The following is an 18,854-nucleotide window of genomic DNA, read 5'->3' as shown; positions in this document are numbered from 1 at the left end:
CCGGGGACGCCCGGCCATGACGAAACGCGTGCCGCGCCTCTCCGCGAGGCGCGAGCGGCCCGTCGTACCGGCGCGGGCCCGCTTAAGCGCGGGCGCCGGTTGCGGCCGCGTTCGCGCCGGCCGCGGCGCCCGCCGGCTGCCCGGCCACGCCGTCGGCCGCGGACTGCTGCCGCAAATCCCGCTGCTCCGCGCGCGTCAGGTGCTTGCGCTGCCGCCAGCGCAGGAACGCGAGCGCGCCGCGGACGTATTCGTCGGCGATCATGCAGGCGTAGACGGCGACGAGCCCCCACCCGAGGTGCAGGCCGAAGTAGTACGACAAGCCCGTCGCGACGCCCCACATCGAGAACAGGGCCGTCATCATCGGGAAGCGGGTGTCGCCGACCGCGTTCAGGCCGGAGCCGAAGCCCATGTTGAGCATTTTGCCGGGCTGCAGGACGATGTTGAGGGCGAGCAGGGAGACGCCCATGCGCAGGATCTCCGGGTCCTTCGTGAAGAAACCGAGGAACCAGCGGCCCGTCAGCGCGAGCGCCGCGGCGTTGACGGTCACGATGACGAGCCCGACGCCGAGCGCCTTGTACGCGCTGGCGTACGCGTCCTTCCACTGCTTGGAGCCGAAGAGGTGGGCGATCTTGATCTGCACGCCCATCGCGATCGCGAGGCCGAGCATGAAGCAGAACGATTCCAGCGTGTTCAGGTAGGCGCGCGTCGCGAGCTCCTTGGCGCCCATGACGGCGAGGAACATGAAGATGACCATTTGCGAGAGCATCCAGCAGGACGAGTTGACCCCGAGCGGCCAGCCGATCCGCAGCACTTCCTTGAACAGCTTCGGACTCCGCAGCCGAATATCTGCGATTCCAACCTTGCGCTCGAACGCATGCATGAACATGTAGGCGAGCACGAGCATCATGATCGTCCGGCAGGAGAAGGTCGAGATCGCGACGCCCTGCAGCCCGACCTTCGGGAACCCGAACGCGCCGAAAATAAACCCGTAATTCAAAATCACGTGCAGCAGGTTGATGCCGACCGCCGTCAGCATCGGGCCCCGAGTGTTGCCGGTGTTGCGGATGACGGTGCCGAACGCCGCGGACAGGGCGAACGGCGCGAGGCCGCAGCCGGCGACGGCGATATAGCCGCGGGCGAGCGGGAGCAGCTCCTCCGGCATCTGGATGAGCCGCGCCACCTGGTCCGGCAGCAGGCAGAGCGCCGCGCTGATGCACAGGCCGATGCCCGCGGTGAACTTCGCGGCGATGATGCCTATCGTGCGCGCCTCCTCCGGCTTGCGCGAGCCCAGCTTCTGCGCGACGAGAATGCCCGCGCCGCCCGTAATCGTCATGAACAGCGTGTTCAAGCCGTTGAACAGCTGGTTGGACAGCCCGACCACCGCGACGGCGTCGTCGGAGACGCGGCTCACCATGAGCGTGTCCACGGTGCCGAGCAGGGTGGCAAGGAACAATTCGATGAAGATCGGCCAAGATAAGGACCATAGGGAATACGAACGGGAATCGGTTTTGAGGGTGGCGGTCGCGCCCATGTCGGTTGCCTGCTTTCCGGTGATGTCGTCGTGCGGCCGCGCGGCAGCCGCGCCCGTTTCACATTCAAATTATAGATGGTATACTGGACGCAAAGTATGAGGGGATCAACCGAAACTTTCACGATCGCAACCTCCGTGCCCTCGTTAAGCCGACCTCGCCGGGAAAGGAAGGGACCGCCATGAGCATGCTGCAATTCACGGTGCCGCCGCTGCCGCATTACATGCTGTGCGGACCGTCGCACTACGCGCCGGGCGGACGGCACGTCAGCCGCCGCAACGTCGGGGTCTTCGATCTGCTGTTCGTCCGCGAAGGCTGCCTGTACATGGCGGAGGAGGACCGGACCTTCGAGGTCGGCGAAGGCTGCGCGCTGATCCTGCGGCCGGACCGTTACCACTACGGGACCAAAGGGTGCGAGGTGCCGACGTCGTATTACTGGCTGCATTTTCAGACGACGGGAAGCTGGGCCGCCACGGACGGCGAGCCGCCGCGGCACGGGGAGGAAGCCTACGACGAGAAACGCACGCAGGCGCTTTGGTCGTACGCCACGCATACGTTTCCGATCCACGTGCCCCAATTCGCCCGTCTGTCCCAGCCCGGGAAAGCCGAGGAGCTGTTCGAGCAGCTGGTCAAGCTAAACCAGAGCTTCTACTCCGGCAGCGCGAAGTGGAGCCAGCAGTCGGTGTTCCAGGAGCTGCTGCGGCAGCTGTCCGCGTCCGCGGCCAAGGACGAGTCGACGCCAGCCGCGGCGTGCGCGGACCAGGCGGCGGCCTATCTGCGCAAGCACTACCGGGAGCCGGTGACCGCCCAGGAGCTCGGCGAGCGGCTCAACTTCCATCCCGTGTACATCGCTCGCTGCATGCAGCGCTACTACGGCTGTCCGCCGATGGAATACCTGCTCCGCCACCGCATCGAGCAGGCGAAGCTGCTGCTGCTGCAAACCGACCACCCCGTCGCCCGCGTCGCGGAGGAGGTCGGGTTCAACCAGGCGGCGTACTTCACCTCCTGCTTTACCCGGGCGGAGGGGCTTTCGCCGCGCAAGTTCCGGCAGCGGTTCGCGTACGGCTGACGCCGGCCGGTCCGCGTTTGGCGCGCCGCCGGGAAAGCTTGGGCGGGCGCGCGCTCCCGGACCTGGCACGGCCCTTCGGCGGCTCTCGCGGCTCCTGCTCCAGCACCCGCGCGTGCCGGGCCGGGATCCGCGCGCATGAGGCCGCCATCGAGCCCGGAATGCCAATAGACCGGCAAGATGCAGCAAGACCGCCGGGACGCAATTAAAACCGGAACGCAAAAAGACCGCCACCCGCGGCGTCTTGCCGCGAATGACGGTCTAGGGCAGGGCAGGGCGCCGATCCGGCTGCCGTCCCGCGCTTTAGCGTCCGTTGAACGCTTTGAGCATCCAGATGTGCTTCTCGAGCGACTTGTGGATGGCGAGCAGCAGGTCGCCGGTCGTGTCGTCGCCCGCTTCGGCCGACACGTCCATGCCTTCCTTCAGCTCGGCGGCCACCTTCGTGAAGTCCTCGATGAGGATGTCCACCATCTCCGAGGCGGATTCGCTGCTCGAAGCTTCCTTCACCGTCGAATGCTCCAGGTATTCGGTCATCGTGGCGAGCGGCTGGCCGCCGATCGCGAGCAGGCGCTCCGCGATGTCGTCGACGTGCAGCGTCGCTTCCTCGTACAGCTCCTGGAATTTCACGTGCAGCGTGAAGAACTGGTTGCCTTTGACGTACCAGTGGTAGTTGTGGAGCTTCACGTACAGGACGCTCCAGGTCGAGATTTGTTTGTTGAGGATCGTTTGCAGTTTTTTCGTCGGCATGTTCGGCATCTCCCTTTGTCATAAAATGAGCGTGTTGGCGCTGCTGCAATGTACCGGAGCCGCACGCTGTCAGCCGTCCGGCGCTCCGTGCGGTCCCCGCGGTTCCGGCAGGATACCCAATTATTGTGCCGAAACGCCCGGCGAAATAATCGCGGCGGGCGAAGCGGGGCTCCGCGCTCTTCTCTTCTTAACCGCGGCCCGTCGATGCTGAAACTCAGATAAGAATAACTTCTAGATTAAAATTATTATAAATAAGTATGTTTGTCAATAGCCGTTGCCACGATTCCGCGCGCGTGATACGTTAGCTTCGACTCGGCCGGAGCGAACGGTATAAATCCGGCCGATCTGGCAACACAAGAAGAGAGGAGAACGATACCAATGGCACATACTCGGGTACGAAAAGCAATCATTCCGGCCGGCGGACTGGGGACGCGCTTCCTGCCGGCGACGAAGGCGCAGCCGAAGGAAATGCTGCCGCTCATCGACAAGCCCGCCATTCAATACATCGTCGAGGAAGCGGTCGCCTCCGGAATCGAAAGCATCATGATCGTCAGCGGCCGCAACAAGCGGGCGATCGAGGACCATTTCGACAAATCGTTCGAGCTCGAGGCGGAGCTCGAGGCCAGCGGCAAAGCGGAAATGCTGGAGCTCGTCCGGGGGATCTCGCATCTCGCGGAGATCGTCTACATCCGGCAGGGCGCGCCGCTCGGACTCGGCCACGCGGTGCTCTGCGCGCGGCGGTTCGTCGGCGACGAGCCGTTCGCGGTGCTGCTCGGGGACGATATTTTGCAATCCCGGCGGCCGTGCCTGGCGGAGATGATCGAGCTCTACGAAGAACGGGCGTCGTCGGTCGTGGCCGTCATGGACGTGCCTTGGGACCAGACGCATAAGTACGGCATCGTCGATCTCGCGGAGGGCGGCGGCGGCCGGCTGAAGGGGCTCGTCGAGAAGCCCGCGCCGGGCGAAGCGCCGTCCAATCTGGCGATCGTCGGCCGCTACGTGCTGGAGCCCGGCATTTTCGAGCTGCTGGAACATGCCAAGCCCGGCAAGGGCGGCGAAATCCAATTGACGGACAGCTTGCAGCGGCTGAACCTGACGAACCCGATGACCGCGTTCCGGTTCGAAGGCCAGCGCTACGACGTGGGCGACAAGCTCGGCTTCGTCCAGGCGACGATCGATTTGGCTTTGCGCCGGGGCGATCTGGCGGACGACGTGCGCCGCTATATGATCGAACGGCTGAAGCAAGACTAACGCCGGCGGCCGGAAGCGTCCTTCATTCGGCGCATCCCCGCCGGAAGGAAGGCGGGTTGACATTGAAGATGAATCGGAAACAGGTCCGCAACCGGACCCTGCTGCTGTCGGTTTCGCTGCTGGCCGGCATGGCGATCGGGCTGTGGATGAACGAGCGCATGCCCGAGCGGCAGAACCTGCCGGCGGCCGCGAAGGCGGCGGACGAGCCGGACGGCGCTTCGCGGGCGGCGGGCGCGGGCGCGGCGGACATGCGGCACGAACATGCGCATGACGACGCGGCGGACATGGATATGGACATGTCCGGCATGGCGCCCGGCGCGGAAGGCGCGGATGCCGCGACGTGGACATGGCCGGACGGCGCGCCGCGGGCCGGCGAGGCCAGCACGCTGCGCGTGACGATCACGGACGCCGCGGGCAAGCCGGACGCCGGGCTGCAGGTCAACCACGAGAAGAAGCTGCATCTGATCGTCGTCAGCCAAGGGCTGTCGACGTTTCTGCACCTGCATCCCGCGGAGACGGCGGAGCCCGGCGTGTTCGAAGGGGACGTGACGTTCCCTTCGGCCGGCCGGTACAAGCTCATCGCCGACTTCAAGCCGGCGGACGGGGCGCAGCAATGGCGCGGCGCCTGGGTGCAGGCGGAAGGCGGCGGCGGGACGCGGCAGACGGAGCCGGCGCTGGCCGCGGACAAGCGGCTCGAACGGACCGCGGACGGCGTGGCGGTCAAGCTGTCGTTCGACCGCGCGCCGAAGGCGGGCGAGGCCGTAAAGCTGGCCTTCTCGTTCGCGGACGCCGCGAGCGGCGAGCCGGTCCGCGACCTGCAGCCGTACCTCGGCGCCGCCGGGCACGTGGTCATACTCGGCGCGGACGCGGACGATTACCTGCACGTGCACGCGATGAGCGCGGCCGGCGGGCCGGTCGCGGAGTTTCACGCGACGTTTCCGAAGCCGGGCCTGTACAAGCTGTGGGGCCAGTTTCAGCGGAACGGCCGCGTCATGACGGTGCCGTTCGTCGTCGAGGCGGCTTAGCGCGGCGGGCGGGATCGCCCGCCGGCCAAGCGGCCGGCAAGCATGGAAGCCGTTCGCGGGACGATTGCGTCCCGCGAACGGCTTTTTCTTATGCCCGCGGACCGCGCCGCCACGCCCGGTACGCGCGCATCGCCGTCGCGGCCGCCAGCCAGAACATGGCGACGGCGATGACGGGATGCAGCGCCGACACGTACGGGGCGTCCGCGCCGATATGCGCCGTCATGTATTGGAGCATGACGAGCGCGAAGAGAACGAGCGAGCACCAGCGGACGGCGCCGCCGACGCGGCCGAAGAACGTGAGGACGAACGCGGCGGCCGGGACGAATTCGAAGACGTGCACGAACGACGTATGGGCCTTCCAATGCTCGGCGTCGACCAAGACGGCCATGCCGGCCAAATATGTCTGCACGACGACGCAGAGGGCGAACAGCGCGGCTAGCAGAAAGACGGCGAGCCGGGCGTAGCGGTTGCCTTCGGACATGGGAACGGCCTCCTTCGGAGCGGGAGTGGGCAAGGCGTTGCTTCTCAAGGCATTGCTTCTCAAGGCGTTGCTTCTATTGTAGGCGCTCCGGCGCGCGCCGTATATTGCCCTTAGGTCCAGTTTATCCGCGCGCCGCCGCGGGCCTTCCGGCGGTTCGGGCGACAGGTACGTACAAGCCCGCGGATATGCTATACTAGACCATACAAGTGAAAGCCAGCAAGCAGAATGAACGAGGTGCCGCGTGAAGGAACAGCAAACGCCGAAATACCGGCAATTGAAAGAAGAAATCGTCTCATGGATCGCGACGGCGCAGTTCAAGCCGCACGACAAGCTCCCGTCGGAGAACGAAATCGCCGCCCGCTTCGGCTTCAGCCGGCAAACGGTCCGGCAGGCGCTCGGCGACCTGGAGGCGGAAGGGTGGCTCTACCGCTCCCAGGGCAAGGGGACGTTCGTCGCCGAGGCGGAGCGCGGCCGGCCGAGGCCGGAGGCGCAGCGGCAGCTGACGATCGGCATGATGACGACGCACATCTCGGACTACATCTTCCCGACGATCGTCCGCGGCGTGGAATCCGCGCTGCGCGCGCACGGGTCCCGGCTCCTGCTCGCGAGCACGGACAACGAGAAGGAGCGCGAGCGGGAGAGCCTGGAGTCGATGCTGCTGCAGCAGCTGGGCGGGCTGATCGTCGAGCCGACGAAGAGCGCGGAGGGCAACCCGAACCTGGATTATTATTTGGCGCTGGAGGCGCGGCGGATTCCGTACGTGATGCTGAACGAGCGCTACAGCGATCTCGACGCTCCGTGCCTGAAGGTCGACGACGAGCTGGGCGGTTACCGGGCGGCGGAGCATCTGGCGAAGCTCGGCCATCGGCGGATCGCCGGCTTCTTCAAGACGGACGACTTCCAGGGCGTCCGCCGGATGCGCGGCTTCATGCGCTGCCTGCGGGAGCGGATGCTCGCGCTGCAGCCGGACTTCCTCGTCCGGTACGCGACCGAGGAGAAGGGCGCGAAGCCGGCGGAGGCGCTCGCGGAGCTGCTCCGGCGCCCGGCGGACGCGCGGCCGACGGCGGTCGTCTGCTACAACGACGAGCTGGCCGTCCGCCTGCTCGACGTCGTGCGGCTGAGCGGGTTGTCCGTACCGGCCGATCTGTCGATGGTCGGCTTCGACGACGCCAGCCTCGCCGTGGCGACGGAGGTGAAGCTGACGACGCTGGAGCATCCCAAGACGCGGATGGGCGAAGACGCCGTGGCGCTGCTCATGAAGCTGATGGACGGCCGCGCCGAGGCGGGCGACGCCGGCGACGTCGTCTACGATCCGAAGCTGATCGTCCGCCAATCGACGGGCCCGGCGCCGGAGCCGGAGGCGAAATAAAGCAGTCGACACACTTGTACGTACAAGTTATAATGGAGACGGATAGAAGCGGCGGCACGTCAGGGCGGGGCTGATGCGAGCGGATTCGTTCTCAGCGGTGCCGAACGTCCGCCTTGCCAATCGCGGGGAGGAGAATGGACAACATGCTGGAATCGTTGAAGCAAGCCGTGTGGGAAGCGAACATGGAGCTGCCGCAGTACGGGCTCGTCACGTTCACGTGGGGCAACGTCAGCGGCATCGACCGCGCCAGCGGGCTGGTGGCCATCAAGCCGAGCGGGGTGCCGTACGCGGAGCTGCGCCCGGAGCATATCGTCATCGTCGATCTGCAGGGAAATCCCGTCGAGGACGGCCTGCGCCCGTCGTCCGACACGCCGACGCACGTCGCCTTGTACCGGGCGTTCGAGGGCATCGGCGGCATCGTGCACACGCATTCGCCTTGGGCGACGAGCTGGGCCCAGGCCGGCCGCGGCATTCCGGCGCTCGGCACGACGCACGGCGATTATTTTCACGGCGAAATTCCGTGCACGCGCCCGATGACGGAAGCGGAGATTCTCGGCGCGTACGAGCTCGAGACCGGCAACGTGATCATCGAGACGTTCCGCGAGCGCGGGATCGATCCGAACCGCGTGCCCGCCGCCCTCGTGTACAGCCACGCGCCGTTCTGCTGGGGCAAGGACGCGCATAACGCGGTCCATAACGCCGTCGTCGTCGAAGAGGTGGCCAAGATGGGACTGCATACGTTCCAGCTGAATCCGGGGGCGGGGCCGATGGACCGGCAGCTGCTGGACCGCCACTACTTGCGGAAGCACGGTGCAAACGCTTACTACGGACAGTCGCAGGGCTGAGCGCGAAACCGAAGCGCACCGTTCCGCATCGCGGCGCATTTATACGCCAGGCATGTATACTTCTGCGCGATTGCGCGCAACGCATTCTTAACCCGGAAGGAGCATTCCTACGATGACTCAGAAATACGCAATCGGCGTGGATTACGGCACGGAGTCCGGCCGCGCGGTGCTCGTGCGCCTGGCCGACGGCGCCGAGATCGCCGAGCACGTCACCCCTTATCGCCACAACGTAATCGACGAGCGCCTGCCCGGCACCGGCCTCAAGCTGGAGCACGACTGGGCGCTGCAGCATCCGCGGGACTATATCGAGGTGCTGGAGCAGTCCGTTCCGGCGGTCGTGCGCGAATCCGGCATCGACCCGTCCGAGATCATCGGCCTCGGCATCGACTTCACGGCGTGCACGATTTTGCCGGTCGACGAGGCGGGACGGCCGCTCTGCTTCGACGAGGCGTACGCCGCGAACCCGCACAGCTGGGTGAAGCTGTGGAAGCATCACGCGGCGCAGGACGAGGCGGACCGCATCAACGAGACGGCGGCAGCCCGCGGCGAAGCGTTCCTCGCCCGCTACGGCGGCAAGATTTCGTCCGAATGGATGCTGGCGAAGGCGTGGCAGATCCTGGACGAAGCGCCGGAGATCTACGAACGGGCGGATCAGCTCGTGGAAGCGGCGGACTGGGTCGTTGCCCAAATGACGGGCCGCATCGTGCGCAACAGCTGCACCGCGGGCTACAAGGCGATCTGGCATAAGCAGGACGGCTATCCGAGCCGCGATTTTCTGAAAGCGCTTGATCCGCGTCTCGAGGCGTTCGCCGAGACGAAGCTGCGCGGCGACGTGCTGCCGCTCGGCACGAAGGCCGGCGAGCTGACTCCCGGCATGGCCGCGCGCATGGGGCTCGTCGCGGGCACCGCGATCGCCGTCGGCAACGTCGACGCGCACGCGGCCGTGCCGGCCGTCGGCGTCGTGTCGCCGGGCAAGCTCGTCATGGCGATGGGCACGTCGATCTGCCACATGCTGCTCGGCGACGAGGAGAAGCAGGTCGAAGGCATGTGCGGCGTCGTCGAGGACGGCATCATTCCGGGTTATTACGGCTACGAAGCGGGCCAATCCGCGGTCGGCGACATTTTCGCCTGGTACGTGGACGAAGCGGTGCCGGCTTACGTCGCCGAGGCGTCCAAAGCCGAGGGCATCGGCGTGCACGAGTGGCTCGAGCGGGAAGCGGCCAAGCTGAACGTCGGCGAATCCGGCCTGCTGGCGCTGGACTGGTGGAACGGCAACCGTTCCGTCCTCGTCGACACGAACCTGACGGGGACGATCGTCGGCCTGACGCTGCTGTCGAAGCCGCAGGAGATCTACCGCGCCCTGCTGGAGGCGACGGCCTTCGGCACGCGCAAAATCGTCGACGCCTTCCAGGCGAACGGCGTGGACGTGAACGAGCTGTACGCCTGCGGCGGCCTGCCGCAGAAGAACCGCCTGCTCATGCAGATCTACGCGGACGTCACGAACCGCGAGATCATGGTCGCGGCTTCGAAGCAGACGCCGGCGCTCGGCGCGGCGATGTTCGGCGCCGTGGCGGCCGGCGCGGCCAAGGGCGGCTACGACAGCGTCGTGGACGCCGCCGCCGCGATGGCCCGCGTCCGCGAGGAGACGTTCAAGCCGATCCCGGCGAACGTCGCGGCGTACGAGAAGCTGTACGCGGAGTACAACCTGCTGCACGATTATTTCGGCCGCGGCGCGAACGACGTCATGAAGCGGCTGAAGGCGCTCAAGGAAGAAGCCGCGCGCTGATTGCCGGCCGCGGCCGGCTCGGTCCGGACAGGTGCGGACTTATCGAACGCGTACAGACAGCGTATAATTGAAGAAGCGCATAATAGCTCTAAAAGCGCGCATACATTTTGCCCGATCGGGCGATGCGGAGGCGAGTGGCGGCGATGGAACCCCGGGAACGGTTTGTGGAAGCGGTCCGCGACGGACAGATCGAAGCGGCCGCGCGGCTGCTGGAAGAGTACGAATTCCTTAGAGAAGGCGTGAACGAGCCGTGGTTCTCGTTCGATACGCCGGCCATCGTGGCGGCCGCCGCAAGCGGCAGCCGCGAGATGGTCGATCTGCTGCTGGCGCACGGCGCGGACATCAACGCGAGGAGCGGCTGGTGGGCCGGGGGCTTCGGCGTGCTGCATCACGATCACCGCGAGCTGTCGCGGTATCTGATCGAGCGCGGCGCCGAGGTCGATCCGCACGCGGCCGCGGCGCTCGGCATGCTGGACGCGCTGCGCGCGTTCGCGCTGGAGGATCCCGGCTTCGCCAACCGGCGCGGACCCGACGGCCAGGTGCCGCTGCATTTCGCGTCGTCGAAGGCGGTCATCGACTTCCTGCTCGAGCACGGCGCCGACATCGACCGGCGCGACGTCGACCATGGCAGCACGCCCGCGCAGTGGGCGGCGAACGACGCCGAGAAATGCGGCTACTTGGTCGCCCGCGGAGCGAAGCCGGACATTTTCATGGCGATCCTGCTGGGCGACGAGGCGCTCGTCGACAAGCTGCTCGCGGAGGATCCGGGCTGCATCGGCGCGCGGATCGGCGAAGGCGAATTCACGTCGGGCGAGTCGGACGGCGGCCACATCTACGACTACGTGATCGGCCGGACGTTCACGCCGCTCTTCCTGGCCGCGCACCGCGGCCATTCGGGCATCGCGGCCAAGCTCGCGAGCCGGAGCCCGCTCGGGCAACGGTTCCTGCTGGCCTGCGGCACGGCGGACGCGGAGCGCGCGCGGGCCATGCTCCGCGAGCACCCGGACCTCGTCGCTTCGCTGTCGCCGGCGGAACAAGGCCTGCTCGCGGACGTCGCCTGGGATCAGCGCCTCGAGGCCGTGCGCCTCATGCTGGCGGCCGGCTTCCCGGTCGATGCCCGCAGCCAGGGCTTCACGGCGCTCCATCGGGCGGCCATGCGCGGGAACGCCGCCATGGCGCGGCTCCTGCTCGAGCACGGCGCGTCCCTGCGCGAGCCGAACGACTACGGCGGCAACGCGTTGTCCAGCTGCAGCTGGGGTTCGCTGCATATCCGCGATTCGCGCGGCGATTACGCCGAAGTCGCGTCGCTGCTGCTCGCGGCGGGCTCCCCGCTGCCGGAGCAGGCGGCGGGAAGCGAGCCGGTCCGGGAGGTCCTGCTCCGCGCCGGCGTCCGCGAGGCGGACTGACGCGCTTCCCCGTTTGAACCGCCAAGCAAATATTGGAACCGTTCAGCCCGCCTCCGGCGGGCTGAATGCGTTTTCACAGGCGCCTCTCCGATGCTATAATAACGGCGATGGACGTCATAACCGGAGCCGGGGGATACTCGCATCATGAACGTACTGCGCAGGCTGCCCATCCGCGGGCAGATGTATATGATCGCGCTGCTGACGATGGCCGTGTTCGTCGCGATCCTGCTGTTCAATTACAACCGCAGCGCCTCGTTCATCGCCAAAAACAACGAAGTCTACACGAACGATATCTTCGGGCAGATGGAGCAGACGATTCTGTCCAACTACGACGTCGTCAAATGGCTGACGTACAACATCGCTTACAATAAATCGATCCAAGACTACCTGCTCGACGAGGACATGCTGTCCAAGGTGCAGCGGTACCCGACGGTCAAGAACCTGTTCCTGAACCTCTCGACGGTGAAGCCGGGCATCTCGGACTTCGTCGTCGTCGGCAAGAACGGGGACTGGTTCTCGCTGCAGGGCTCGTCCGCCAGCGAGTTCGGCGACTTCATGCCGAAGAAGGCGGATTCCTATTTCTCCAAGGTGCAGGAATGCAAGAGTCCCGTCGGCGCGTCGAGCTACTGCTTCGCGGTCGGCACGAATATCTTCTCGAGCGACCTGAAGCGCCAATACACGAACGTCATCGGGCGGATCATCCTCATCATCGACGCGTCGACGCTCACCGGCGGCTACGACCTGAAATCGCTGCAGCCGGGCACGGGCCTCTACCTGCTCGACCGGACGGGCCGCATCTTCATGAGCAACGACCGCGGCATGATCGGCAAGCCGTTCGAGGTGCCGCCGATGACGGGCAACAGCGGCGTCGTCCGGCTGAACGGCGAGCTGACGCATATCCAGGTGGACGAGCTGCCGCAGATCGGCGGCCGGATCGTCCGGGTCATTCCCGACGACGTCTTCTTCCGGGACATCCGCAAGCTGCAGCGGCAGTCGCTGCTGGCGCTGGCCGCGGGCATCCTGCTGCTGGCCGTGCCGTTCCTGCTCATCCTGAACAACATGATCTTCCCGATGCGCAAGCTGTACCAGTACCTGCGCATCAGCGACAGCGGCGACCTCAACAAGCGGATCAACCTGCGCGGCTCCGCCGAGGCGGCCGTCATCGGCAACCGGTACAACCAGATGCTGTCGAGCGTGCAGCATTTGACGCGGCAGCTGGTGGAGTCGAACGAACGGCTGTACCGGACGGAGATCGAGAAGAAGCAGGCCGAATTCGATTTTTTGAAAAGCCAGGTCAATCCGCATTTCCTGTACAACACGCTCGACGCCATCCGCGGCATCGCCGCGGAGCGCGAGGTGCCGGAGATCCGGGACATGACGCGGTCGCTGTCGCGGATCTTCCGCTACAGCATCAAGGGGCACGACATCGTGCCGCTCGGCGAGGAGCTGCGCATCGTCGAAGCGTTCATGAACATCCAGACGATCCGGTTCTCGCACCGGTTTCGGTTCGATTGCGCCGTGCCGGACGCGCTGCGCGCGATTCCGGTGCCGAAGATGATCCTGCAGCCGATCGTGGAGAACGCCGTCTACCACGGGCTCGAGCCCCAATACGAGCCGGGCGCGCTGACGCTGACGGCGTCGGTGGAAGGCGGCGCGTCCGGCGCGTTCGGCGTGTCCGGCAGCGCGGCGGGAGCCGGCGGCGAAGGCGGGATCCTGGTCCTGACCGTCCGCGACGACGGGGTCGGCATGGACGAGGCGCGGCTCGCGGCCGTCCGCGAGCGGCTGGCGGACGGCGGGCGCGCCGCGGAACCGGACGGCATCCGGGGAATCGGGCTCTCGAACGTGCATCATCGGCTGCAGTTTCTCTACGGAAGCGATTACGGCCTGGCGATCGGCGGCCGGCCAAGGGCGGGAACCGAAGTAACGCTCCGCATCCCCATTCGGAAGGAAGGCGGTGATTCGCATGTATAAGGCCATGCTCGTGGACGACGAGCAGTGGGTCGTGGCCAATTTGCGCAGCGCGGTGGATTGGGCGCGGTTCGGCTTCGAGATCGCCGGCACGGAGACGCACAGCCCGACGGCGCGCGAACGGATCCGGGAGCTGCGCCCGGACGTGGTGTTCGTCGACATCCGCATGCCGGAGATCAGCGGGCTCGAGCTGATCAAGCAATGCCGGGAGCATCAGCCGGACATGCTGTTCATCGTCGTCAGCGGCTTCGCCGAGTTCTCGTACGTGCAGAAGTGCCTGAATTTGGGCGCGATCGGCTACTGCCTGAAGCCCGTCGAGGAAGAGGAGCTCGTGCCGCTGCTCAAGAAGGCGAAGGACATCCTGGACGAACGGGCGGAGAAGGACGTGCCGTCGATGCTCGAATGCCTGATGGAGGATTCGCCGCCGGGCCTTGTGCGGTTCTCGCGGCTGCTGGCGCAGGCCGGCATCGAGCCCGGCCGGGGGATGCGCGTGGTCGCGGCCGTGGACCTCGAGGGCCCCGAGCCGCTGCCGCCGTACCGCCACGTCAAGCTGAACGGGCGCAGCGGCAGGAGTCTGTATATCGCCCAGGAGGACGCGCAAGCGCCGCTGCTGGAGCATTTGCGCCGGTACGAAGGCCAGTACGCGGGCATCGGCCTCAGCCGGCCCGTGCACCGCGCCGAGGCGGTCAAGGCGGCGATCGAGGAAGCGGAGATGGCGGCGTGCCAGTATTTCATCGCGGGCCGGCCGGCGGTGTGCCAGGCGGGCGAGCCGAAAGGATACGGGGATTTCAAAGGGCTGTCGGAGGCGCTTCGGAAGCGGGACATGTCCGAGCTGACGAAGCTGTACGAGGACTATGCCGGCCGGTTCCAAACGGGCGCGTACCGGATCAAGCACGCGTTCTTCCTGTACAACGCGGTATTGACCGCCATCCTCCAGGAGCAGCGGACGGACGCGGAACAGCTGGAAGACTACCTGCTGATCGATTACGAGCGGCTGATCGAGCGGTACGAGAACCTCGGCGAGCTGCTGCGGGACTTGCAGCGGATGACGACGGCCTATCTGGGCGGCCTGTACGTCCAGGGGCAGGGACAGATCCGCAGCGACGCGTTCCTCGCGGTGCTGCGCTACGTGAACGACCATTACAACCGGAACCTGACGCTGCAGATGCTGGCGGACGAGTTCTACATGAACCGCAACTACATCGGCCAGCTGTTCATCAAGCATGTCAGCCGGTCGTTCACCGATTACTTGGCCGAGCTGCGGATCCGCCGGGCGTGCGAGCTGCTGCGGGACAGCAATCTGCCCGTGCACCGGGTCGGCGAAGAGGTCGGCTACCACGACGCGTATTACTTCAGCAAGATTTTCAAAAAGATGACCGGCAGGACACCCAGAGCCTACAGGACGAACGAGTGAGCGAGCCGGTCAAGCAGGACGAGGGGCCTTTCTCCGGGTAACGGCGGGAAGGGCCTCTTTTTGTCTTCCGTTAGGCCGCGCCAGGCTGCGCGAGCCGAAAAAATGGACGATTGCGCGATGATTTTGTCTTCTCGCTCGGGATTGCGGGCAGCGGGCGGGCGCCGCGGCGGCAAAAGATCGATGTCCATTACAAAATCGGCTGGCTTTTGCCAATGGTAAGCGCTTTCAAACTTGTCTAGAATGGGAGTTGTCAACAGACGGCGACAGCATACCCGAAGGCGAGGAGAGGTGCAGGATGAATGGAACGGTTTCGCGCGAAGGGACGGTTCGGCCCGGCTACGGCGCTCCGCCGCGAACGGAGGACGAGAAGCGCTTGAAGCGATCGCGGCTGTGGCGAAGAGTGAAGCAGTACCGGGTGTTCTACCTGCTGCTCGTTCCCGTCGTCGCGTTCTACGCGGTCTTCTCGTACGTGCCGATGTACGGCATCACGCTGGCGTTCAAGAAGTACATGTTCAACAAAGGCGTGCTGCACAGCCCGTGGGTCGGGCTGGACAATTTCCGGTACATTTTCCGCTACTCGGACTTCTGGACGGCGTTCCGCAACACGATTCTGATCAGCTGCGGCCGGCTGCTCGTCGAGTTTCCGATGGCGATCATCATGGCGCTGCTGCTGAACGAGATCGCCCGTTCGAAGCTGAAGCGGCTCTACCAGACGGTGTTCACGTTCCCGCACTTCCTGTCGTGGGTCGTGCTCGGGGGCATTCTGGTCAACATTCTCGGCAACACGGGCGCGATCGCGACGCTGTTCGCGAAGCTCGACCTGCCTTACGTCAGCTTCCTCGGCGATCCCGCCACGTTCCGGCCGCTGCTCTACGTTACGAACATCTGGAAGGAAGCCGGCTGGGGCGCGATCATCTATTTCGCGGCGATCGCGGGTATCAGCCCGGAGCTCTACGAAGCGGCGTACGTCGACGGGGCGAACCGCTGGAAGCAGATGCTCCATATCACGTGGCCGTCGATCCGCGGCGTCGTCGCGATGATGCTCATCCTGGCGGTCGGCGGCATCATGGACGGCGGCTTCGACCAAATCTTCAACCTCTACAGCGCGCCGGTCTACCAGGTCGCGGACACGCTCGATACGTTCATGTACCGGCTGTCCTTCGCGGGCCGCGTCAATCTCGGCTTCGGCATCGTGACGGCGGTCGGCCTGTTCAAATCGATCATCAGCCTCTGCCTGCTCGTCATCGCCAACCAGCTCGTCAAACGTCTCGGACAGGAGGGACTCGTCTGATGGCCGACGCAACCTTAACGAATCCGTCCGAGCACGGGGAGCGCCTCGCGAACCGGGGCAAGAGCAAGGCGGACCTGCTGCTGCACGCGATCTTCATCGTGCTCGGCATCTGCGCCGTCTTCCCGTTCTACACCGTCATCATCACGTCGTTCGGCACGCCGAAGGGGATGCTGCTGCCGACGCACTTCACGCTGGAGGGCTACAAGCAGATCATCGAGTTCGGCATCGGGCGGGCGTTCGTCGTCTCGTCGCTGGTCACGCTGACCGGCACGGCCCTCAGCCTCACGCTGACGATCATCGCGGCGTACGCGCTGTCCAAGAAGGCGATGCCCGGGCGCAACGTGCTGATGACGATCGTCATCTTCACGATGTTCTTCGGCGGCGGCCTCATCCCGTATTACTTGACGGTGAAGGGCGTCGGCCTGTACAACAGCTACCTGGTCATGATCCTCCCGTCGGCGATCAGCACGTATTACGTCTGGATCATGATGAGCTTCTTCCGGGACTTCCCGGCGAGCCTGGAGGAATCGGCGCGGATCGACGGCGCCGGCGACCTGACGATTCTGCTGCGGATCGTCATCCCGACCTCGCTGCCGGTGCTCGCGTCCATCTCGCTCTTCTACGCGGTGGACCGCTGGAACGACTGGTACGGCCCGATGCTGTTCCTGTCGGACTCCGACAAGTACCCGCTGCAGCTGATGCTGCGGAACATCCTCATGAACATCAGCCAGATTCTGAGCAAGAACGTCGGCATGTCCGCCGTCGACCAGTCCAAAATCAACATTCCCCAGGAAGCGATGCAAATGGCGGCGATCGTCATCGCGAGCTTCCCGATCATGGCCGTCTACCCGTTCCTGCAAAAGTATTTCGCCAAGGGGGTGATGGTCGGCTCCATCAAGGGCTGACGATCCTTCCCGAACGCGACATGCTCGCCATCGTTACGCAACCATTGCGGGGTCAATCCATTAGAGGAGGCAATCGCCATGAAGAAAGGCCAAACCTTAGCCGCGGGCATCGCGAGCCTGGCGCTCGCCGCGAGTCTGCTCGCCGGCTGCAGCTCGAATTCCGGAAACGGGGGAACGGACAACGCCCCGGCCGCGTCCGATAACGGAGCGGGCGCAAACGCGGGCTCGAACGGGAACGCCGGCGCCGCGCAGGACGATCCGTTCAAGGAGCATTTGGACATTTCGCTCGCCTTCTACGACATCGCCACCTCGATCAAAGCCGACCAGCCCGATCCGATGCTCCAAATGATCGAGAAGAAATTCAACATCACGATCAAGCCCGTGAACGAATCGTGGGGCGACTACGGGGACCGCACGAAGCTGTGGGCGGCTTCCGGCCAGCTTCCGGACGCGTTCTTCTTCGACCAGACGAGCGGGGACCTCGTCAACCAATGGGCCGACCAGGGCATCATCAAGCCCTTGCCGGACGACATGAGCGCCTACCCGAACCTGAAGAAATACGTCGATCTGCCGGACGTGGCCGGCGCCGCGGCGGCGGACGGCAAGAACTACTTCATCCCGCGCATGCTGGCCAACCGCAACGAGCTGCCGATGGACCGGGGCATCGAGATCCGCAAGGACTGGATGGACGAACTCGGCCTGAAGGATCCGACGACGTACGACGAGCTGAAGAACGTGCTGAAGACGATCGCCGACAAGAAGCACGTCATCGGCATCACGGCCGGCGGCATCGGCTGGATCCGCGAGAGCGTGTTCCAGAACATCAACCCGGGGTCCACGTGGTGGCAGAAGGTGAACGGCCAATGGCAGCCGGGCTGGATGACCGACGGCTTCGCGGAGCAGGTCGCGCAGATCCGGGACCTGTACCAATCCGGCCTGCTGGACAAAGACTTCGCATTGCCGAACGTCGACGCGGAGAATAAGTTCATGCAGGGCAAGGCGGCCGCGCTCGTGACGACGCCGAAGACGATGAACGCCGAGCCGGCGCTGTGGAACAAGGCGAATCCGAACTCCAACATTCTCGACCACGTGAAGATATTGAACCCGGTACCGGCCGCGGACGGGAAGAACTACCTGTACGGCTACTTCGACTACTGGTCCGGCACGCTGTTCAGCGGCAACACGTCGGACGAGAAGCAGGCGCGCCTGCTGGCGCTGATGGATTGGCTCGCTTCGCCGGAAGGGCAGAAGGTGACGCGCTACGGCCTGCAGGGCGTGGACTGGGAGCCGAACGGCGACATGGTCACGAACAAGCACAAGGACGAGAAGGATTTCGACCTGATGAAGCTGTATCCGTCCAACAACGTGTTCGGCGCGCTGGCCATCTGGTCGGACGGCAACAAGTACGTCGAGGGCTATCCGGCGACGGAGACGGGCAAGGTCCAGGAGTACATCGACAAAGTCGAGGCCGAGCAGCTGCAGGCCGGCGAGAAGCCGCCGATCAACTGGATCGTGAATTCCTACGCGAGCTCGCTCAACACGGGCGGCGGGGACTTGGACGCCCTCGTCACGAAGCTGGTCATCGGCAACGAGGACATCAAGGCGGCCATGAAGAAATACGCCGACGAGCAGATGGGCCTCGGGCTCTCGGACGCGATCAAGGCCGTCAACGACAAGTATCCCGACGAGAATTAAGCGGCAAAGACGCGGCTTGGCGCGGATTGCCGGGCTACTAGCGAAGCAGGATCGAAGGGGCGGCCGGTTCGGCCGC

Annotated in this window: 15 protein-coding genes; 12 read left to right on the top strand and 3 right to left on the bottom strand. The window is 65.3% G+C overall.

All coding sequences use genetic code 11. From position 1 onward, the window contains the following. Nucleotides 1–82 precede the first annotated feature (82 nt). A complete protein-coding gene (locus BMZ79_RS09485; protein ID WP_090639106.1) occupies nucleotides 83–1,531 on the bottom strand; it encodes an MATE family efflux transporter in 1,449 nt (482 codons plus the stop codon). Nucleotides 1,532–1,710: 179 nt separating this feature from the next. Here BMZ79_RS09485 and BMZ79_RS09480 point away from each other — a divergent pair, with 179 nt between their 5' ends. Next, entirely contained in the window at nucleotides 1,711–2,598 is an 888-nt protein-coding gene (locus BMZ79_RS09480; protein WP_090639104.1) for a helix-turn-helix transcriptional regulator, read from the top strand. A gap of 300 nt (nucleotides 2,599–2,898) precedes the next feature. On the opposite strand, the gene BMZ79_RS09475 is transcribed toward BMZ79_RS09480, so the two are convergent. Continuing rightward, nucleotides 2,899–3,351, bottom strand: coding sequence for a Dps family protein (locus BMZ79_RS09475; protein WP_371263658.1), 453 nt, complete (start codon nucleotides 3,349–3,351; stop codon nucleotides 2,899–2,901). Between the two features lie 369 nt (nucleotides 3,352–3,720). On the opposite strand from BMZ79_RS09475, the gene galU reads away from it, so the two are divergent. Further along, nucleotides 3,721–4,593 (top strand): UTP--glucose-1-phosphate uridylyltransferase GalU, encoded by an 873-nt coding sequence (gene galU / locus BMZ79_RS09470; protein ID WP_090639101.1) that lies wholly within the window; start codon nucleotides 3,721–3,723, stop codon nucleotides 4,591–4,593. Between the two features lie 68 nt (nucleotides 4,594–4,661). Continuing rightward, nucleotides 4,662–5,618 (top strand): hypothetical protein, encoded by a 957-nt coding sequence (locus BMZ79_RS09465; protein WP_143088917.1) that lies wholly within the window; start codon nucleotides 4,662–4,664, stop codon nucleotides 5,616–5,618. 88 nt (nucleotides 5,619–5,706) lie between these two features. On the opposite strand, the gene BMZ79_RS09460 is transcribed toward BMZ79_RS09465, so the two are convergent. Further along, complete coding sequence (locus BMZ79_RS09460; protein WP_090639097.1) at nucleotides 5,707–6,099, bottom strand: DUF6220 domain-containing protein; 393 nt, start codon at nucleotides 6,097–6,099, stop codon at nucleotides 5,707–5,709. A gap of 241 nt (nucleotides 6,100–6,340) precedes the next feature. On the opposite strand from BMZ79_RS09460, the gene BMZ79_RS09455 reads away from it, so the two are divergent. The 9 genes from BMZ79_RS09455 to BMZ79_RS09415 all read left to right on the top strand — a co-directional run bounded on the left by BMZ79_RS09455 (nucleotide 6,341) and on the right by BMZ79_RS09415 (nucleotide 18,778). Continuing rightward, nucleotides 6,341–7,468, top strand: coding sequence for a GntR family transcriptional regulator (locus BMZ79_RS09455; RefSeq protein WP_090639095.1), 1,128 nt, complete (start codon nucleotides 6,341–6,343; stop codon nucleotides 7,466–7,468). A 143-nt stretch (nucleotides 7,469–7,611) separates the two neighbouring features. Continuing rightward, nucleotides 7,612–8,313: an L-ribulose-5-phosphate 4-epimerase gene (locus BMZ79_RS09450; RefSeq protein WP_090640121.1), complete on the top strand. Its 702-nt coding sequence runs from the start codon at nucleotides 7,612–7,614 to the stop codon at nucleotides 8,311–8,313. Nucleotides 8,314–8,425: 112 nt separating this feature from the next. Beyond that, nucleotides 8,426–10,099 (top strand): ribulokinase, encoded by a 1,674-nt coding sequence (locus BMZ79_RS09445; protein ID WP_090639092.1) that lies wholly within the window; start codon nucleotides 8,426–8,428, stop codon nucleotides 10,097–10,099. 122 nt (nucleotides 10,100–10,221) lie between these two features. Beyond that, nucleotides 10,222–11,505, top strand: coding sequence for an ankyrin repeat domain-containing protein (locus tag BMZ79_RS09440; RefSeq protein ID WP_143088916.1), 1,284 nt, complete (start codon nucleotides 10,222–10,224; stop codon nucleotides 11,503–11,505). Nucleotides 11,506–11,649: 144 nt separating this feature from the next. Then, nucleotides 11,650–13,476 carry a sensor histidine kinase gene (locus BMZ79_RS09435; protein ID WP_090639088.1) on the top strand — a complete coding sequence of 609 codons (1,827 nt, stop codon included), beginning with the start codon at nucleotides 11,650–11,652 and terminating at the stop codon, nucleotides 13,474–13,476. Beyond that, nucleotides 13,469–14,887, top strand: coding sequence for a response regulator transcription factor (locus BMZ79_RS09430; protein ID WP_090639085.1), 1,419 nt, complete (start codon nucleotides 13,469–13,471; stop codon nucleotides 14,885–14,887). Before BMZ79_RS09435 ends, BMZ79_RS09430 begins: the two co-directional genes overlap by 8 nt. Nucleotides 14,888–15,182: 295 nt before the next feature. Further along, nucleotides 15,183–16,178, top strand: coding sequence for an ABC transporter permease (locus BMZ79_RS09425; protein ID WP_090639083.1), 996 nt, complete (start codon nucleotides 15,183–15,185; stop codon nucleotides 16,176–16,178). After that, the gene (locus BMZ79_RS09420; protein ID WP_090639081.1) at nucleotides 16,178–17,083 is read left to right on the top strand and encodes a carbohydrate ABC transporter permease; all 906 of its coding nucleotides are present in this window, start codon (nucleotides 16,178–16,180) and stop codon (nucleotides 17,081–17,083) included. The genes BMZ79_RS09425 and BMZ79_RS09420 overlap by 1 nt, the downstream gene beginning before the upstream one ends. Nucleotides 17,084–17,161: 78 nt before the next feature. Continuing rightward, complete coding sequence (locus BMZ79_RS09415) at nucleotides 17,162–18,778, top strand: extracellular solute-binding protein (RefSeq protein WP_090639080.1); 1,617 nt, start codon at nucleotides 17,162–17,164, stop codon at nucleotides 18,776–18,778. The last annotated feature ends 76 nt before the right edge of the window (nucleotides 18,779–18,854 follow it).

Source organism: Paenibacillus sp. UNC496MF, from assembly GCF_900113915.1.
Classification (GTDB): Bacteria; Bacillota; Bacilli; order Paenibacillales; family Paenibacillaceae; genus Paenibacillus_Z; species Paenibacillus_Z artemisiicola.
The sequence above is the reverse complement of the archived record's forward strand: the minus strand, read 5'-3'. Positions and strand labels throughout refer to the sequence as shown.